Here is an 18,310-nt window from a genome sequence, read left to right as displayed (position 1 = left end):
TCGCGCGGCTCAGTCCGCCGTAGGGCCGGCGGGCACAACGCTGACGGTCTTGCGTCCCCGCTTGACGCCGAACTGCACCGCCCCGGCCGCCCTGGCGAACAGCGTGTCGTCGCCGCCGCGGCCGACGTTGATCCCGGGGTGGAATTTGGTGCCACGCTGGCGCACCAGGATTTCACCGGCCTTGACAACTTGCCCGCCGAACCGCTTGACACCTAGCCGCTGGGCAGCGGAATCACGGCCGTTGCGCGAGCTGGACGCACCCTTTTTGTGTGCCATGTCGGTCGCCTCCGCTACTTGATTCCGGTGACCCGCAGCACCGTCAGCGGCTGCCGGTGGCCCTGCCGCTTGTGGTAGCCGGTCTTGTTCTTGAACTTGTGGATACGGATCTTTGGGCCGCTTGGTGTGCTCGAGCACCTCGCCGGTTACCGCCATCTTGGCCAGCGCGGCGGCATCGGTGGTGACTTTCGCGCCGTCGACCACCAGCGCGACGGGCAGCGTGACCTTGGCGCCCGGCTCGAAGTCGAGTTTTTCAACCTTGAGCACGTCTCCCTCGGCGACCTTGTACTGCTTGCCACCGGTCTTGACGATTGCGTAGGTCGCCATCGTTGGTCTCTACCTTCTTCTTCGGGGCGCGCGTTACCAAGGGCTACGCGAAGCGGATCCAAGGAGCGCCAGGCAGGCCCTGGCGACAACCGCTCTAGTGTACGTGACCAGCGACTACAGGATCAAACTGCCCGGTTAGTCCCCGCGGATGGGTGGGCCGGCCGGCCGGGCCGCGGCGCGACGCCGGCGTGGGCCCGCAGACGTGGTCACGGTGATGGCCGGGCGGGGAACCACCGGCGCTGTGTGCCGCGGTCTTTGCGGCGTCACCAACCGAATCGTCAGCCTCGTCGAGGGCTTCCTCGGTGTCGTCGTCCTCGTCGGAGCCGTCCACAACATCGAGGTCGTCATCGAGGTCGAGGTCGTCGTCGTCGCCGAGATCTTCCTCTTCGTCAAGGTCGACCTCGTCGTCTTCCTCGGTGTCTTCGAAGTCCTCGTCGTCGGTGTCGAGCAGATCCTCCTCGGCAACCTCGCGCGCGACCTGCTCTTCGAGCCGCGCCGGCGATTGCGCTTCGCCGCCGCGGTCGACGCCGCCACGCACAAGCTGCTCGTCGCCTGACTCGCCGGGTTGGCCGTCCTGGCGGCCATTGGCAGCGGCCATCGCCTTGAACATCGGATGCTCACCGGGGGCGTGGTCAGGCAGCTTGGTGACCAGCGAGTCGTCGGCGCGACTCTTGCGGGGCCGCCTGCCGCGGCGGCCGCCCGCCTCGGACTTGCGCCCGCTGGCCTGGGTCGAGTCGACGGGGTCGGTGTGCAGCACGAGGCCGCGGCCGCCGCAGCTGGGGCATGGGGTCGAAAACGCCTCGATCAGACCGGTGCCCAGCCGCTTGCGGGTCAGCTGCACCAGGCCCAGCGAGGTCACTTCGGAGACCTGGTGGCGGGTGCGGTCACGGGCCAGCGCCTCGGTCAGCCGCCGCAACACCAGGTCGCGGTTGGACTCCAGCACCATGTCGATGAAGTCGATCACCACGATGCCGCCGATGTCGCGCAGCCTTAGCTGGCGCACGATCTCCTCGGCCGCCTCGAGGTTGTTCTTGGTGACGGTCTGCTCGAGGTTGCCGCCCGATCCGGTGAACTTGCCGGTGTTGACGTCGATGACCGTCATCGCCTCGGTCCGGTCAATCACCAGCGTGCCGCCTGACGGCAACCACACCTTGCGGTCCATCGCCTTGGCCAGCTGCTCGTCGATGCGGTGCACCGCGAAAACGTCCGGCCCGTCATTACCGGGGGGCTCGTACTTTGTCAGCTTCGGAAGTAGTTCGGGCGCAACCGAATTCACGTATTCAGTGATCGTGTTCCAGGCTTCGTCGCCGGAGACGATCAGTTCGGCAAAGTCCTCGTTGAACAAGTCGCGGATGACCTTGACCAGTACGTCAGGTTCTTCGTAGAGGGCCACTGCCGCGCCGGCGGCTTTTTCTTTGATCTCCGCGGCCTTCGCCTCGATCTGTGCCCACCGCTCCTGCAGCCGGTTGACGTCGGCGCGGATGTCCTCTTCTTTGACGCCCTCCGAGGCGGTGCGGATGATCACCCCCGCGTCGGGCGGCACGACCTGGCGCAGGATTTCCTTGAGCCGCTGACGCTCGGTGTCGGGCAACTTGCGGCTGATCCCGGTCGACGACGCGCCCGGCACATACACCAGGTAGCGGCCAGCCAACGACACCTGGGTGGTCAGCCGGGCGCCTTTGTGGCCCACCGGGTCCTTGCTGACCTGCACGACAACATAGTCGCCCGGTTTGAGGGCCTGCTCGATCTTCCGGTTGGCCCCGCCCAAACCGGCGGCCTCCCAGTTCACTTCACCGGCGTAGAGCACACCATTGCGGCCGCGGCCGATGTCAACGAACGCCGCCTCCATCGAGGGCAGCACATTCTGCACGATGCCCAGGTAGATGTTGCCGACCAGCGACGCCGAAGCCGCCGAGGTGACAAAGTGCTCGACAACGATACCGTCTTCGAGCACCGCGATCTGGGTGTAGCGGCTGCCCGGGTTCGGGGGCTCGGTGCGGATCTTGTCGCGCACCACCATGACCCGCTCGACCGCTTCGCGGCGGGCCAGGAACTCGGCTTCGCTCAACACCGGTGGGCGACGGCGGCCGGCATCGCGACCGTCACGGCGGCGCTGCCGCTTGGCCTCGAGCCGGGTCGAGCCGTCGATGCCCTGGATTTCGGTGGCCGCCGGATCGGCATCGTCGGTTTCGGCTTTGTCGAGTGTGGTGCGTGGCACGCGCTCGTGGACCACGGTGTTGGGTGGGTCGTCGGGTGCGGGGCCGTTATCGCCGTCGTCTCCCGAACCGGACCTGCGGCGGCGACGCCGGCGACGGCGTCGGGTGCCGATCTCCGGTGAGCCCGCGTCGTCGGTGTCGGTGTCGGCGTCCTCGGAGTCGGTTGCCTCGACTTCGGCCGCGTCATCCTCGCCGTCGGTTGGGCCGCGGCTGTCGGCTCCGCCCGGCTCGCCGCGCCCGCGGCCACGCCCGCCGGCCGCGGCGGCGCCGCCGGCCGGCGGGACGCTCGGCCTGTTCTTCGTCGAGCTCACCGTCGTCGAAGTCGTCGGAGTCGTCGGCGCTGTCGGAGAAGTCCGAGTCGGCCTCGATTGGTTGCGGCGCAACGAACAGTGGCATGTACGCCCGGCGTTCGACCGTGGTCTCGAGCATCAGCCGGGATTCAGGCTCGTCGACCTGTGCCGGCTCAGGTTGCTCGGGATCGCCCGGTGCGGAGGCCAGCAAATCGCGCACCCGGTCGGCATCGACTCGGTCCACCGTCGAATGCGCGCTGCGCACCCGCCCGTCCAGTTCGGTCAGCGCATCGAGGACACGCTTGCTGGTGGTTCCCAGCGCACGTGCCAGCGAGTGGACCCTTAGCCGGTCCGGCAGATCCTCGTGCTGTGTCGGATTTCCTGATAGGTCTGAAGGTTGTGCACCGTCTACCACGTAGTCTCCTCGAGCCCCCGGGCGCGTCATGACGACGCGGCCACGCGAGGGCTTCACTATGTGCCCGGGTAGCTTCTCCCGGGCTTGTAATCGTCTCGCGCCGAGCGGCTCGCGTGGAACCCACTCGGCGCCCGGCTGAATGATGGCTCGACAGTCGGCGCCGCACCGCCGCAGCGGCGGTGGTCGCGCTTGTCTAGGTCTTCATTCGGGCTTACGCCGATCTGGCGACGTTCACCCGACACCCAGTATCCCACACGACTGGCCCGGGACGGACCACTGTGCTCGCTAGCGGTGGTCGGGAAACCACAGTGCGATCTCCCGCCGGGCAGATTCCGCCGAATCCGAGCCGTGGACCAGGTTGAACTGCGTTTCCAGCGCGAAGTCTCCTCGGATCGTGCCCGGAGCCGCCTTCGCGACCGGGTCGGTGGCCCCGGCAATCTGCCGCAACGCCGGGATCGCCCGCGGACCCTCAACAATTGCTGCCACCACGGTGCCGGACGTGATGAAATCGAGCAACGGAGTGAAGAAGGCTTTGCCCTCGTGCTCGGCGTAGTGCTGGCGAGCCAGGTCCTGGCTGACCTTTCTGAGCTCAAGCGCGGCGAAGGTGAGGCCTTTGCGTTCGATGCGGCTGATGATCTCACCGATGAGCCCACGGGCGACGGCGTCCGGCTTGATCAAGAGCAGGGTGCGCCGCTCCTCCTCATCGCTTCGCTCTGCATCGTCGTCGGCGCGTGTCACGGCGCACAGCGTACCGTCGGCCGATCCGCCAGCTCAGTCCGGCGGCCGCTGCTGACCCGGCAACAGACCCCGCCGCTGCCGCCACCGCACCTCGGCGCGCAAATAGGCGATCAGCACCCACACCAAGGCGAACAGCACACCGACGAAACCCACGCCCGGATACAGCACAAATCCGGCAATCGGCACGGCTTGCGCGGCCAGATCGACCCATATCGCCCAGGAACGGCCCTGGAGCCCGGCCAGCAGGATCAAGGCTGCCGCCACCCCAAGCAAATACCCAAGCGAAGCCGCGGTCAGTCCCCCCGACCGCGGCGACCACCGGCAGCGCCAGCAACACCACCACGGCTTCCAAGATCAGCGTGCCGGCCATCACCCCGCGAAACGCCCTCCAGGGGTCGGCTGGCGATGGCGGCACCTCGCCACCGGGCCGCGAGGTCATTGCGGATCGCGACCAAACAAGGTGCGCGCGGCGCCGGCGGTGACTACCGAGCCGGTGATGACGATGCCGGTGCCGGACGCGTCCCCACCCGCGGCGTCGTCGACCATCGCCGTCGCGGTGTCGACGGCGTCTTGCAGCTTCTCAGCGGTGACGACCCGGTCCGGGCCGAACCGCTGCTCGGCCACCAAGGCCAGCGACTCGACGTCCAGAGCCCGCGGCGATCCGTTGTGGGTAATGACGACCCGGTCCAAGACGGGCTCCAAGGCGGCGAGGATGCCACCGACGTCCTTGTCGGCCAGCACACTGACCACACCGACGAGGAACCGGAAGTTGAACTCATCGGCCAGCGCCCTCGCAAGCGCGGCCGCCCCCGCCGGGTTATGCGCGGCGTCGATGAATACCGTCGGCGTGCTGCGCATGCGCTCCAGCCGGCCGGGGCTGGTCACGGCTGCGAAGCCGGCGCGAACCGCGTCGCCGTCGAGCTGGCGCTGCGGGCCCGCGCCGAAAAACGCCTCGACCGCCGCCAGCGCCACCGCCGCGTTGTGCGCCTGGTGTTCGCCGTGCAGCGGCAGATAGACATCGGAGTACACTCCGCCGAGGCCCTGCAGATCGAGCAGCTGGCCGCCGACAGCGACCCGGCGGTCGCGCACCGCGAACTCGGAGTCCTCGCGCGCCACCTGCGCGTCGGCCCGCGCGCATTGCGCCAGCAGCACATCCATAACCTCCGGCACCTGGCGGGCGATGACCGCGACAGTGTCCACGGGACCGTCGGCTTTACGGATAATCCCTGCTTTCTCCGCGGCGATGCCCGCGATGTCGTCGCCGAGGTAGTCGACATGGTCGATGCTGATCGGAGTGATGGCGGCTACCGGTGCGTTGATCACGTTGGTGGCGTCCCACCGACCGCCCAGACCGACTTCCACCACCGCGACATCGACTGGCGCATCGGCGAATGCGGCGAACGCCATCGCGGTGAGCACTTCGAACTTGCTCATCGCCGGACCGCCACCGGACTGCGACTGCTGGTCGATCATCTGCACATAAGGCTCGATATCGCGGTAGGTAGCGACATAGTCGGCGGGGCTGATCGGTTTGCCGTCGATTGCAATGCGCTCCACCACGGACTGAAGGTGCGGGCTGGTGGTGCGACCGGTGCGCCGGTGGAGCGCTCGCAGCAGTGCATCGACCATCCGCGCCACCGAGGTTTTGCCGTTGGTGCCAGCGATGTGGATCGACGGGTAGCCCCGTTGGGGTGAGCCAAGCAGATCCATCAGCGCACTGATGCGCGTCAGGCTCGGCTCGATGCGAGTTTCCGGCCAGCGCTGATCGAGCAGGTGCTCGACCTGCAACAGCGCCGCGATCTCGTCGGGTGCGGGACCCGGCGAGTGTCGCCCGAGAGGCTCGGCGGTCATTGCAGTCCGGACAGCCTAGCCGTAATCCGGTCGGCTTCGTCGCGGGCCAGTTGCTGGCGGGCCCGGATCTTTTCGACGACAGCGGGGGGTGCCTTGGCCAGGAAGTCCTGGTTGGTCAGTTTTGCGGTCGTCGACTCGAGTTCTTTGTGTGCTGCGGCCAAATCCTTTTCCAGGCGGCGGCGTTCGGCGGCGACGTCGATGACACCGGACGTGTCGAGTTCGACGACAACGGTGCCGCGGCTCAACCGCACCTCCAGCGACACCGACGCATTGAACCGGGGACTGGGCGCCGTCAACCACGCCAGCGACATCACCGCGGACACTTGACCGGCCAGATCGCCGTCGACACCTGACAGGCGGGCCGGTACCTTCTGCCGGTCCGCCAGTCCCTGATCGCTGCGGAACCGACGAACCTCGGTTACCAGCTTCTGCATATCGGCGATCCGTTGCGCGGCAACATGATCCAGCTTAATCCCAGACGACTTCGGCCAGTCGGCGATCACCAGCGATTCCTGACCGGTGAGGGTCTGCCACAACGCCTCGGTGATGAACGGGATCACCGGGTGCAACAGCCGCAGCAGCGTGTCGAGTACGGCGGCCAGCACGGCGGTGGTATGTGAAACGCCGTCGGCAAGTTGTGTCTTGGCAAGCTCGACGTACCAGTCGCAGAACTCGTCCCAGGTGAAGTGGTACAACGCCTCGCAGGCGCGGCTGAACTCGTAGCTGTCGAAGGCCGAATCCACTTCGGCGCGAACCTCTTCCAAACGCCCCAGAATCCAACGGTCGGCGTCTGTCATGTCGGCAACGTCGGGCAACGGAGCTAGCCGGGCGCCGTTGAGCAGAGCGAACCGGGTGGCGTTGAACAGCTTGGTGCCGAAGTTGCGCGATGCCCGCACGTGGTCCGTGCTGATGGTCAAGTCGCCCCCCGGGCTTGCGCCCCGGGCCAGCGCGAACCGCAATGCGTCGGCGCCGAATTGTTCCAGCCAGTCCAACGGATCGATGATGTTGCCTTTGGACTTGCTCATCTTGCGGCCGAACTCGTCGCGGATCAGCCCGTGCAAGAACACGTTGGTGAATGGCACCTGTGGTCCACGACGACCGCCGAGTGTGATGGCGTCGTCGTCACCGACGAAGGTGCCGAACATCATCATGCGGGCCACCCAGAAGAACAAGATGTCGTAGCCGGTGACCAAGACGCTTGTGGGGTAGAACTTTTCTAATTCGGGCGTGCGATCCGGCCAGCCCATCGTCGAGAACGGCCACAACGCCGACGAGAACCAGGTATCCAACACATCGGGGTCTTGTTCCCAGCCCTCGGGCGGAGTCTCGTCGGGACCCACGCACACCTTCTCCCCGTTGGGTCCATACCAGATCGGGATACGATGGCCCCACCAGAGCTGACGTGAAATGCACCAATCGTGCATGTCATCAACCCAGCCGAACCACCGAGGCTCCATGCTGGCAGGGTGAATCACGGTGTTCCCGTTGCGGACAGCGTCACCAGCAGCCTTAGCCAGCGATTCCACCCGCACCCACCACTGCAGCGAAAGCCGCGGCTCGATCGGCTCGCCGGTGCGCTCAGAATGCCCGACGCTGTGCAGGTATGGGCGTTTCTCTTCGACGATGCGCCCCTGTGCCGCGAGTGCCTCCCGCACTGCCACGCGGGCCTGGAATCGGTCCATGCCGTCGAATTGTGTTCCAGTACCGGAAATTCTGCCCTTGGTATCCATGATGGTGGGCATCGGCAATTGATGCCGCAGACCAATCTCGAAGTCGTTGGGGTCGTGCGCGGGCGTGACTTTGACAGCGCCGGTTCCGAATTCGGGGTCGACGTGCTCGTCGGCGACGACGACGAGCATCCGGTTGACGAAGGGGTGAGGCAGGCTGGTGCCAACCAGATGGTGATAGCGTTCGTCGTCGGGATGCACCGCAATCGCGGTGTCGCCCAGCATTGTCTCGACGCGAGTGGTGGCGACAACGATGTACGGCTCCGAGTCGTCAAGCGAGCCATATCGGAACGACACCAACTCGCCTTCGACGTCTTCGTAGGTGACCTCGAGGTCGGAAATGGCGGTCTCGAGCACCGGTGACCAGTTCACCAGCCGTTCGGCCTGGTAAATCAGGCCGGCGTCATAGAGCCGTTTGAAGATCGTGCGCACTGCCCGCGACAAGCCCTCGTCGAGGGTGAACCGGTCGCGGCTCCAGTCCACTCCGTCGCCCAGGCGGCGCATCTGGGCCCCGATCGCGCCGCCGGAGTCCCGCTTCCACTGCCACACCGTCTCAATGAACCGCTCGCGGCCCAGCTCTTGTTTGGTTTTGCCCTCCAACGCAAGCTGGTTTTCCACCACGCTCTGGGTGGCAATACCGGCGTGGTCCGTGCCCGGTAGCCACAGGACCTCGTAGCCCTGCATGCGCTTGCGCCGTGTCAGGGCATCCATCAAAGTGTGCTCGAGCGCGTGACCCATGTGCAGGCTGCCGGTCACGTTGGGCGGCGGCAGCACGATCGAATACCCCGGTTTGGGGCTGGCCGGGTCGGCGGTGAAATATCCCGCATCCACCCAGCCCTGGTAGATCGCGCGTTCGACCGCGCCCGGATCCCACGTTTTGGGCAAGGCTTTTGCCGCAGGGTTGACGGCGGGCTTCGGGTTGGGGGTCACCGCACAATTCTAGGAAGCTCGCCTACTCGATCGGCCAAGCAGCTCCGCTGTGGCGGCCCGATCTTGTCGATCCGAGCGGCCACATCGCCAAAACGTGCAGTGCTCAGGGGATCGTCAGCACCTGCCCGGGGTGAATCAGGTCAGGGTTCGAGATGCCGCTGGCGTCGGCGATGACCTGGTATTTGCTGCCGTCGCCGTAGAACCGTTCGGCGATCGCCCACAGCGTGTCGCCGGATTCGACGGTGTACGTCCGGGCGGCGGGTTCCGGCGCCGGCGCCGGCTCTGCCGGCGCTGCCTCAGGTTCGGGGGCGGGTTCTTCAACGGCGGGTGCCGCCGCAGCGGCAGGCTCTTCGGGGGCCGGTGGTGGCGGTGCATCGGTTTCCGTTTTAGTCGACCATGCTGCCCCGCCGTCGGCGTAGAGCACCAGGTTGCGGTCGTCCTGCAGGACGAGCCTGGGATTCTTCTTGCCCTTGGTGTTGGTGGCCCACACGGGTTTGTCCGCGGTGTAGAGCACGAAGTTGCCGTCCGGTTGTACCTCGGCGCGCACGACATCTTGGCCGTTGGTGCCGGTCGCCCAAATCGCCTTGCCGCGCACCGCCAGGACCAGGTTGCCGTCATCTTGCAGTGTCAAGGTGTAGGCCCCGTTGCTCGAGGTGAGCGACTCTCCTCTTACCAGTTTCTGGCCCGCAGTCAGCGTGTCTCCCATGTCACTCCCATCTCCTCAGCACCATAGGGCCAACTATCGACCCTGCGTGATGTTCAACGCACGGCCTGAGCTTACTGTCATCGGCCTTCGCCGGAGCCAGTTCAGCTCACTGCAATCAAAACGACGGGAAAATTACTGATTAAAACCGAATGCCGCTGCGGTGTTCACTATTTTTTGTTCTTGCCCCCCAAGAGTCCGCCCAAAATATCGCCCGCTTTGCTTCCCAACGCATTGCCCAAAATGCTGCCCAACGACTTGTTGCCGCCGCCGGATGCTCCTCCGAGGATGCTGCCGAGTACGTCGCCCAGTACGCCTTCAGGCGACTGCTGTCGCGCGGGCTCTGACCCCTTCTTGTCGCCTAGTTGCTTGCCGATGTAGGCCAGTACGATCGGCGCCAAGATCGGCAAAAGCTTTTGGAACAACTCATTATTGCCAGCGCCAGCACGTGAAAGTGCCGCGGCGACCTGACCGGTGTCGTTGCCGCCGAAGATCTTGGCGATCGCCTTCTGCCCGTCGGATTCGTCGACTTGGTCGACGCTGACACCCGTGTCCAGCAGCCCCCGAGCCGCATGCTGGCTGACGGCGGACTCAATCTCTGCGGCACGTTCGGGGTTTTGCGCGTTCTCGTGCAGTCCACCAACGAGCACCGGCACCAGTGTTTGGATGGCGCTCTTGACGTCCGCTTCGTCGGCGCCTAACTTGTTTGCGATTTCACGCGTGGGGATCGCAGCAAAGAGATCATCAAGGCCGGCCATCTTTATGTCACTTTCGTCGCTGTGGTGTTGTCGAAAACACTTACGACACTAGACCAAGCGAGCCCGACTGACAGCAGTTCAGAGGAGCACGGCGCAATTACAGCCGGCTGGTCTGCAGCGACACACCGGCGGCCGGGAAACGTGCTAGCAGCGCGTCGCCCATTGCAGCCGCCGGGGTGAGCACACCACGCAGGTCGGAGAGCTTGTCGCGGTCCAGGGCCAGTGCCAGGCCGCTCTCCCCCAGCAGCACGGAAGTCGCCTTGTAACCCGGATCGCCTTGTTGCGCGATCCTCGCCACATAACGGGCACCGGTGGTCGTGGCGGTGTAGGTCTCGGCCTGGTAATAGCCGCGCTCGCGGGCAGCTTCGCTGGGACCGGTGCCGGGCTTGGGCGCCAGCCGCTCCACCAGCCGACGCGGCAGCAGCCGGAAATAGCGGCTGCCCAACCCGAACATCACGTTGCCTGCTCCGGTGACGATGGCAGACGCCATCGGGGCAACCACCGAGGCTCCCAGGCTCATGTGCTCGCTGTAGCGGAACCGCCTGCCGTACGCCCAACCCAGTAATGCGTTGCTGCGCCGTACGATTCGGGTGTTGTATGGCGCCATCATGAATCCGGCCGTCCAAATCCCGGTGAGTTCCGGGGCGATGTCACGGCCGCGGCGCAACGGCATGTCCGGCTGCCGGCCCAGATCCGGTTCAGCAGCGCGGTCGCTGCTCAGTGTGTACGGGTCGCTGAGCAGACGCCGCGCGTCGGAGTCGGTGGATGCGGTGTGCAGCACTTCGACCATTGACGCGATGGTTCCGCCGGATAGTCCGCCGGAGAAGCGGCGCAACACAAAATTGGTGTCGGTAAGCTCACCGGCACCGTCTTGGCTGGCCAACCGGTAGAGTGCGTAGACACTCAAATCCGAAGGGATGGAATCGAATCCACATGCATGCACCATACGTGCACCGGTGTCGATGGCCTGCTTGTGGTAGGAATCGATGCTGTTACGCACAAATATGGCCTCCCCGGTGAGGTCGGCGTAATCGGTGCCCGCGGCGGCGCACGCGGCAACCAGTGGCAAGCCGTAACGCGTGTAGGGGCCGACGGTGGTGACGACCACCTGGGTGCGTTTCGCCATTGCGTCCAGCGTCGACGGCGAGGAGGCATCGGCTTGGACCAGTGGCCAGGACTGTGCGGATTCGCCGAGCGTTTCGCGCACCGCGCGCAAGCGGTCGATCGACCGACCCGCCAGGGCGATGCGAGCATCCGATCCTGCCCTGGCCAGGTATTCGGCGGTCAGCTTTCCAACAAAGCCGGTGGCGCCGTACACGACGAGGTCGAATTCGCGTTGTGCTCCGGTCACGGCGCTGACCCTACTCCGAGCAGTTCGGGCAATTCGGCGGTCTCCCCGAGCACGTGTTCGGCGAGGAACGCAATCACGACCTGGTACCAGATTTTGGTGTGCTGCGGCGCCAGCACCCAGTGGTGTTCGGACGGGAAGTACAAAAACCGGTGCGGACTGCTTCCGTCGGCGCCCGCGGATAAGCCTGATTCGGCCAACAGGTCATACCACAGTCGGAGGGCTTCGCCGATCGGAACGCGATAGTCCTTGTCGCCGTGGATGACCAGCATCGGGGTGGTGATCTGATCGACAAACCGGTGCGGGGAGTGGATCGCTGCCATCTCCGGCGTCATCTCGCGACGCCAGTAATAGGCGCGGTCGGTCGTCGGACCGAATTGGTCCAGGGCCCACAAGCTGGCATGTGTGACGATCGCGGCGAACCGATCGGTGTGACCGGCCACCCAGTTAGCCATGTATCCGCCGAATGATCCTCCCATTGCGGCGATTCGTGCGGCGTTGACGCGCGGGTGTGCGCAGGCAGCGTCGGTGGCAGCCATCAGGTCGTCGAATGGCGCCGCGCCCCATGCTCCCCAGCCACGCTGGATGAATCCCTGGCCGTAGCCGGTCGACAACGCGGGGTCGGGCAACAGCACCGCGTAGCCTTTGGCAGCCATCAACCAGGGGTTCCACCGCCACGACCAGCCATTCCAGCTGGCCACCGGACCACCGTGAATCCAGACCAGCAGCGGTGCCGGGCCGGGGTTTTCGGGGAGCACCAGCCACGAGCGCACCCTTGTTCGGTCCGGCGCGCTGGCTGTGATCTCTTCCAAAGTGCCTGGCAGCCTGGGTAATTCAATGCAAGGCAATACTGTGATGCTTCCGTCTGGGTCGATCCGAACCGGGTGTGGGGGCGACGTGATAGAGCTGCGCAGTGCGTACAGCACTCCGGCCGGGGCAGGTCTGACGTCGGTGTAGGCGAAGTCGTCGGTCGTGAGCTGGGTGACGGTCGATGTAGATACGTCGATCGTGAACACCGGCGCACGGCCGGCCTGATCGGCGGTGACGATCAACGAGGTGCCATCGCTCGACCACGCCACCGACGTCGGCCAGCGATCCCAGTCTGGCGCGACGACCGCCGGTTCCTCGCCAAACCGCAAGTAATGCAACGTCCTTCGAGGCGCGCAATCGGGGTTGGCGATTGTTTCCCGGGTGAACGCCACGGCCTGGCAGTCCGGGGAGATAGCCGGGCGCTCCAGATCCGCATCCGGGTCGTCTGCGATGACGGTGCGCCGTCCGGATTCGAAGTCGACCCGCAACAACACCGAGCGCTGCACCGGCCCGGGTCCGGCGACACGCCAAGTCGTCACCAGGAATTGGCCGTCTGGGCTGATGTCGAACCCAGCCTCGTGCAACGCTGCACCTGGCTGTGGGGTCAAATCACGCGGGCCGCTCGCATCGAACAAGTGGGGTTCGTCCGGCCCAAGGTCCTTGTCCCAGTAACGGACTGGATATTTCGTGTGCAGGATCGCGGTTACCCCGCTGTCTTGGCGTCGATCACGCAACCGCCGATCGTCCTCGACAGTTTGCGCCGCTGGCAGCAGCGGCGCGCCGACCACTGTTACTTCGACCGTGCGAGCGCTTTGCACCACCGACACACCGCCGGGCATGACCAGCACTTCGGCGGCCTCACCGCCGTTGGCCGGCAGCCGCCACAGCGACGCCGGCGGTTTCTCGTCGTCGGCCTTCTCGGGTCGGGCTCGCGACGAGACAAACAACAGATCGCCGTCGGCGGTGAACGCCGGCGACGACTCACCGTGGGCCGAGCGGGTCAACCTGCGCGCGGGTGCCCGCCCCGCCGGGTCGAGTTCCCAGATGGCGCTGACATATTCGCTGCGTTTGTCGTTGAGCTCAGCCACCGTTGTGACGGCCCGCGAGCCGTCGGCTGAGACCGCCAGGCCGGAGACCCGTGGCAGCGCCAGGTAGTCATCGAGGTTGTCAAATGCGGTTGCGGTCATGCGTCTTGCGTAGCACACGCGTTATTGGCTTCCCCACCTCGCGATAGGTTGAGGTCCATGGCGCAACGCATCGTGGTGGTGGGCGCGGGTATCGCGGGCCTGGCTAGCGCGGTGGCGTTGCAGCGGTGCGGTTATGAGGTCACGGTCATCGAGGAGCGCACCGGCACGTCGACGGGCGCCGGAATCAGCATCTGGCCCAACGCGTTGGCTGCGCTCGACTACATCGGTGCGGGCGACGCGGTCCGTGAAGCGGGCGGGCGGATCACCACGGGTGCGCTGCGCTGGAGAGACGGCTCATGGTTGCGCCGCCCGGCGCCCGAGCGGTTGGTCAAGGCGCTTGGTGGGCCGTTGGTGATGGTGAAACGGTCGGTGCTGCGCGACATCCTCACCGACGTGCTGGGGCCCGGCTCGGTGGAAATACGGGCTGCAGGCCGTCGGCATGGCCGACAGCGCCGACGGAGTGCGGATCGAATTGTCGGACGGCACGGTACGCACGGCGCGCGCGGTGGTCGGCGCCGACGGGACGCGGTCGATGGTGGCGCGCCACCTCAATGGCCCGCTGACCGACCGCTACGTCGGCTGCCGGGCGCGGCGTCGCGCGCTACGCGATGGACCCGGACTTGGCCGGGGAAACGCTCGGGCCAGGCGTCGAAACCGGCCACGTCCCGATGGGGCCGGATGGCACGTATTGGTTCGCGGCCGAGCGTGCGGCCGAGGGCCAGCACGCGCCGGACGGAGAGTTGGGTTACCTGCGGGAGAAGTTCGCCGACTGGCCTGAACCCCTTCCAACCGTGCTGGCGGCGACGGCAGAAAGCGTCGTGTTACGTAATGACCTCTACGACCGCGCCCCGCCCGGCGGTGGGCAGGCGGGCCCATCGTGCTGGTCGGCGACGCGGCCCACCCGATGCGCCCGCACCTCGGCCAGGGCGGCTGCCAGGCCCTCGAAGACGCCGCGATTCTGGCCGCTTTTGTGCAGCGGGCCCCCAACCTGCCCGACGCCTTCGCCCGGTTTGCCGCGTTCCGGCGCCCGCGGATCAAGCCGCTGGTGCGTGAGTCGGCGTTGATCGACAAGGTCATCAACCTGCGGCCGACCCTGCTGAATGTCGCGGCCATCCGAGCCACCGCGCTGATACCAGAGGCCGTGGTGACCCGGCATCTGGCCTCGGTGGCGGCGCGGTCGGCATTCGTCCTGCCGGACGGCGGCGGTCAACCGTGAAGATGAGCCCCGGACAAACGGCGGTGCCGGGCCCGAAGGCCCGGCACCGCGTCCAGTCGTCAGGTCAGCCGCGCCGGCCGCAGACCGGCCAGGCACCGATGCCCTGGGTGCGCAGGACGTTCTCGGCCACCCGGATCTGCTCCTCGCGGCTGGCGTTGGCCGGGGAGCCCGAGCCGCCGTTGGCCCGCCAGGTGCTCTGGGTGAACTGCAGGCCGCCGGCGAAACCGTTACCGGTGTTGATCGACCAGTTGCCACCGGACTCGCAAGCCGCGATCGCGTCCCAGTTGACGCTGTAGGCACGCTTGGGGGCGGGCGCCGGCGCCTCAGGAGCCGGCGCCGCGGGAGGCGTCGCGGCGGCCGCCTCGGCCTCCGGCGCGGCAGCGGGCTCCTCTGCAGCCGGGGCGGGCGCCTCAGGAGCAGGCTCAGCCGCCTCGGGCGCGGGCGCCCCCGCTGGCTCGGGAGCGGCGGCAGGCTCCTCCGGAGCGGCAGCGTCAGGATCGGTGCCAAGGGCCGCGTTCACGTCCCAGGCCTCGCCCTCCGCGTAGGCGCTGGCGACGAAGGGCGCAGTCGGCGACGCGACAAGCGCGCCTGCGATGCCGGCGATGACGAGCGTCTTGTGGACGGTCTTCAATATCGTTCCTTTCGCGGTGCGCGCGCCGAAGCAAGCCCACGGATGTGGGCCGGTGCCTGTTCAGGCGCCGTTGGTGCTTCGGGACGTGCCGTTTCGTTCCGGCACGACGGCGGGGGCGTAAACCTGCCCGACGGGTCTCTTTCCCGGCGGCTGGGAGGCGGCCGTGACCGTCCCCAGCCCCGCTCACACGCGGGTCCGTGGATTCGATTTTCGTTTGCCCATCTCGGGCCGAGAGGGACCGTACGAGACTGGATTGATTTCGTCATCTCGGGCTAAAGCCATATATCTGTTGAATAACGACTTGATCACGGCAACGTGAGCCGATGGTTCATGCAGGTTAATACGGCCTTTGACCAAGACGTCAGCGCTGTGGCATAACAAAGTTATAGTGATTCAAATCACGCAAATATTGTGAGCTGCGCCACGGGTTTTGATGAGATTTCGCGTGGGTAGAGACAGCAGATTCACCAAGCAGCAGAGGACCCATGGGTCGTGGATTTGCTGCTTCCTCGTTTGACGGCTAGTGTGCAAATTCTTTGAGGCGTTGCCCCGAACGCCCGGTGGATAAACCATATAAGTTGTGCGCCAAGCGATTTCAATTAACGTGCCCGAACTGGCCGAGGAACACTCCGGACGTCAGCTCGCCGGGATCTTCCTGTCAGGCGAAGGAAGACTGTTGCTAATCCTGGCTATCACCAACATATTTCGTTGCTCTACTGTGCGGTCCGGCAGCCAGGGGTGCATGTCTGGGCTCGGCTCCGACGTCAGCGTCATCGCACCGTGAATGAGCCGCCGTCAGCCCTCATGACAATTTGCCGGAAATGGTTTGCTTCAGCCATTTCTCGGCAATGCAGACCACGGGGATGGGCTCTTCCTCCCTATCGCTCACCATCACGAATTTGTCGTCGGCACAATGTAATCCGGGTTGGTTCCTTCGTTCGGACTCAGCCGTCGACTTTCTGAGCAAACTTCCGATCAGTGATACGTTTACCTAGAAAATGGACGATTATCAATGTCAAATAACTTCATTCCAATAATCGCACCAGATCAGCTATTAGGAGTGACGAATTGTTTGGTTTGCTAGAAAGGAATACTGCGCACGCGTCTAATTGCAGTCTGGTTCGGCTCGTCCGGCGCCAAAGACCGTCAGCGCGTGAGCTGCAGAAGGGTGTGCAGATCGTCGGCCGAATTGACGTTGGCCAGTGGACGCGAGTCTGATACCACGACCCGTTGGGCGTCGACGCTGTCGACCAGGACTCGCATCGCACGCTCGCCGGCGGCGACCAGCTCGTCGATTCGTTTGGCCAGGTCGGTCCGATAAATTGCGGCCAGGTAGTGGTCACGGCCGTCCCACGGCAAAACCACGTCCGCATCGACCTGGGCGGCCCGGTTGGCCAGCTCGTCAATCAACTCGACCGTCAGAAGCGGCATGTCGACCGCGCAGACGAAGGCCCGGGTAGTGCCCGCCTCCGCGGCGGCCCGCAGTCCACGGCCGGTCGCCAGCAGCGGTCCAAGTCCGCGCACCTCGTCGCGCACGACCTGAGCCTGCAGCGCGGGTAGCCGCTGACCAGGTGCGGCGACGACGAAAACCGGCTTGCACCGCTGGCCGACAATGCCGACGACATGCTCGACCATCGTGGTCGCACCGCGACGCTCGTTCGGTGACGCAGCTTCTCCGGCAACCGGCACGGGCACCGGCAAAGTGGCTTTGTCTCGGCCCATTCGGCGCGAGGCACCTCCAGCCAACACCACCCCCGCCAAGGCGATCGGCTGGGTCGAGGACTGCGGCACGTCAGGCGACGGTCCAGGTGTCACGTCCGCGCAGCAGCGATTGCAGCGCAGCGCGGTCACTTGGGGCCGACTTCTTCGCGGTGCTGACCTGGGTGCGGGCCGCGTCGTCGTAGGCCGGCCGAGTGATCTGGCGGAAGATCCCCATGACGGCGTGTTCGAGGTTCTGGTCGGACAGCCGCGAAAGGGCGAACGCATACCCGGGATCCTCGGCGTGCGCGTCGTGCACGACGATGCTCTCGGCGGAAACGTCGGCGGTCTTGGCTACGTCGAGTCCAAAATCGGAACGCACCACGCAGTATTCACCGTTGGCGCCGAATGTGATCGGCTCGCCGTGCCGGACATTGATCACCCGCTCTTCGGCGCCCTCCTTGCGCAGCGCGTCGAACGAGCCGTCGTTGAAGATCGGGCAGTCCTGCAGGATCTCGACCAGCGCGGCGCCGCGGTGCTGGGCGGCGGCGCGTAGCACTTCCGACAGACCGTTGCGGTCCGAATCCAGCGCGCGCGCAACGAAAGTCGCCTCGGCACCCAACGCCAGCGATACCGGGTTGAACGGCTGGTCCAGCGAGCCCATCGGGGTCGACTTGGTGACCTTGCCGACTTCGGATGTGGGCGAATACTGGCCTTTGGTCAGGCCGTAGATGCGGTTGTTGAACAGCAGGATCGTCAGATTGACGTTGCGGCGCAGCGCGTGGATCAGGTGATTGCCGCCGATCGAGAGCCCGTCGCCGTCACCAGTGACGACCCATACCGACAGATCGGGTCGGGCCAGCGCCAAACCGGTCGCGATGGCCGGCGCACGGCCGTGGATCGAATGCAGACCGTAGGTCTCCAGGTAGTAGGGGAATCGGCTGGAGCACCCGATGCCGCTGACAAAGACAATGTTCTCGCGGCGCAGCCCGAGTTCGGGCAAAAAGTTACGGATGGTGTTGAGGATGACGTAGTCGCCGCAGCCCGGACACCAGCGGACTTCCTGGTCACTGGTGAAGTCTTTGGCCTTCTGCGGCTGGTCGGTGGTGGGTACGCCGGAGTTCTTGGTCAACACCGGCGTCACCGGAAGATCCGCGCCCGTCAGCTCGCCAATCAGGTCAGTCATGCG

11 protein-coding genes and 4 pseudogenes are annotated in these 18,310 nt (G+C 65.8%); 1 reads left to right on the top strand and 14 read right to left on the bottom strand.

The window, feature by feature from the left end; all coding sequences use genetic code 11:
• Positions 1-9 precede the first annotated feature (9 nt).
• From rpmA to MHEC_RS08655, 11 genes and pseudogenes are all read right to left on the bottom strand, one after another.
• A complete protein-coding gene (rpmA, locus tag MHEC_RS08705; RefSeq protein ID WP_048892720.1) occupies positions 10-276 on the bottom strand; it encodes a 50S ribosomal protein L27 in 267 nt (88 codons plus the stop codon).
• Between the two features lie 14 nt (positions 277-290).
• A pseudogene (gene rplU, locus MHEC_RS08700) lies at positions 291-603 on the bottom strand (50S ribosomal protein L21).
• Positions 604-738: 135 nt separating this feature from the next.
• Positions 739-3,524, bottom strand: a pseudogene (gene rne / locus MHEC_RS08695) (ribonuclease E).
• 285 nt (positions 3,525-3,809) lie between these two features.
• The gene (gene ndk / locus MHEC_RS08690) at positions 3,810-4,262 is read right to left on the bottom strand and encodes a nucleoside-diphosphate kinase (protein WP_048892717.1); all 453 of its coding nucleotides are present in this window, start codon (positions 4,260-4,262) and stop codon (positions 3,810-3,812) included.
• A gap of 33 nt (positions 4,263-4,295) precedes the next feature.
• A pseudogene (locus tag MHEC_RS08685) lies at positions 4,296-4,701 on the bottom strand (DUF4233 domain-containing protein).
• Complete coding sequence (gene folC / locus MHEC_RS08680) at positions 4,698-6,113, bottom strand: bifunctional tetrahydrofolate synthase/dihydrofolate synthase (protein WP_048892715.1); 1,416 nt, start codon at positions 6,111-6,113, stop codon at positions 4,698-4,700. The pseudogene MHEC_RS08685 and the gene folC overlap by 4 nt, the downstream one beginning before the upstream one ends.
• On the bottom strand, positions 6,110-8,770 hold the full coding sequence (locus tag MHEC_RS08675) for a valine--tRNA ligase (RefSeq protein ID WP_048892714.1): 2,661 nt from the start codon (positions 8,768-8,770) through the stop codon (positions 6,110-6,112). The genes folC and MHEC_RS08675 overlap by 4 nt, the downstream gene beginning before the upstream one ends.
• Before the next feature lie 103 nt (positions 8,771-8,873).
• The gene (locus MHEC_RS08670; RefSeq protein ID WP_048892713.1) at positions 8,874-9,476 is read right to left on the bottom strand and encodes a LysM peptidoglycan-binding domain-containing protein; all 603 of its coding nucleotides are present in this window, start codon (positions 9,474-9,476) and stop codon (positions 8,874-8,876) included.
• A 167-nt stretch (positions 9,477-9,643) separates the two neighbouring features.
• Entirely contained in the window at positions 9,644-10,231 is a 588-nt protein-coding gene (locus MHEC_RS08665) for a DUF937 domain-containing protein (protein ID WP_048892712.1), read from the bottom strand.
• Between the two features lie 97 nt (positions 10,232-10,328).
• Positions 10,329-11,582: a saccharopine dehydrogenase family protein gene (locus MHEC_RS08660; RefSeq protein ID WP_048892711.1), complete on the bottom strand. Its 1,254-nt coding sequence runs from the start codon at positions 11,580-11,582 to the stop codon at positions 10,329-10,331.
• Positions 11,579-13,576 (bottom strand): S9 family peptidase, encoded by a 1,998-nt coding sequence (locus MHEC_RS08655; RefSeq protein ID WP_048892710.1) that lies wholly within the window; start codon positions 13,574-13,576, stop codon positions 11,579-11,581. Before MHEC_RS08655 ends, MHEC_RS08660 begins: the two co-directional genes overlap by 4 nt.
• 57 nt (positions 13,577-13,633) lie before the next feature.
• Between MHEC_RS08655 and MHEC_RS24840 the strand changes: the two are divergent.
• Positions 13,634-14,792, top strand: a pseudogene (locus MHEC_RS24840) (FAD-dependent oxidoreductase).
• 64 nt (positions 14,793-14,856) lie between these two features.
• Here the strand turns inward: MHEC_RS24840 and MHEC_RS08645 are convergent.
• From MHEC_RS08645 to MHEC_RS08635, 3 genes are all read right to left on the bottom strand, one after another.
• Positions 14,857-15,423 carry a transglycosylase family protein gene (locus tag MHEC_RS08645; protein WP_048892708.1) on the bottom strand — a complete coding sequence of 189 codons (567 nt, stop codon included), beginning with the start codon at positions 15,421-15,423 and terminating at the stop codon, positions 14,857-14,859.
• 1,146 nt (positions 15,424-16,569) lie between these two features.
• Entirely contained in the window at positions 16,570-17,214 is a 645-nt protein-coding gene (gene mobA, locus MHEC_RS08640) for a molybdenum cofactor guanylyltransferase (RefSeq protein ID WP_048893020.1), read from the bottom strand.
• Position 17,215: 1 nt separating this feature from the next.
• On the bottom strand, positions 17,216-18,307 hold the full coding sequence (locus tag MHEC_RS08635; RefSeq protein ID WP_048893021.1) for a 2-oxoacid:ferredoxin oxidoreductase subunit beta: 1,092 nt from the start codon (positions 18,305-18,307) through the stop codon (positions 17,216-17,218).
• Between the last annotated feature and the right edge of the window lie 3 nt (positions 18,308-18,310).

This window comes from Mycobacterium heckeshornense, assembly GCF_016592155.1.
Taxonomy (GTDB): Bacteria; Actinomycetota; Actinomycetes; order Mycobacteriales; family Mycobacteriaceae; genus Mycobacterium; species Mycobacterium heckeshornense.
Note: the sequence above shows the minus strand (reverse complement) of the source record. Positions and strands in the feature narration are given on the sequence as shown.

Coding starts and splice junctions, on each gene's coding strand:
- MHEC_RS08670 (WP_048892713.1), bottom strand. CDS start 9,476: ATGGGAGACACGCTGACTGCGGGCCAGAAACTGGTAAGAGGAGAGTCG.
- MHEC_RS08635 (WP_048893021.1), bottom strand. CDS start 18,307: ATGACTGACCTGATTGGCGAGCTGACGGGCGCGGATCTTCCGGTGACG.
- MHEC_RS08665 (WP_048892712.1), bottom strand. CDS start 10,231: ATGGCCGGCCTTGATGATCTCTTTGCTGCGATCCCCACGCGTGAAATC.
- rpmA (WP_048892720.1), bottom strand. CDS start 276: ATGGCACACAAAAAGGGTGCGTCCAGCTCGCGCAACGGCCGTGATTCC.
- MHEC_RS08655 (WP_048892710.1), bottom strand. CDS start 13,576: ATGACCGCAACCGCATTTGACAACCTCGATGACTACCTGGCGCTGCCA.
- folC (WP_048892715.1), bottom strand. CDS start 6,113: ATGACCGCCGAGCCTCTCGGGCGACACTCGCCGGGTCCCGCACCCGAC.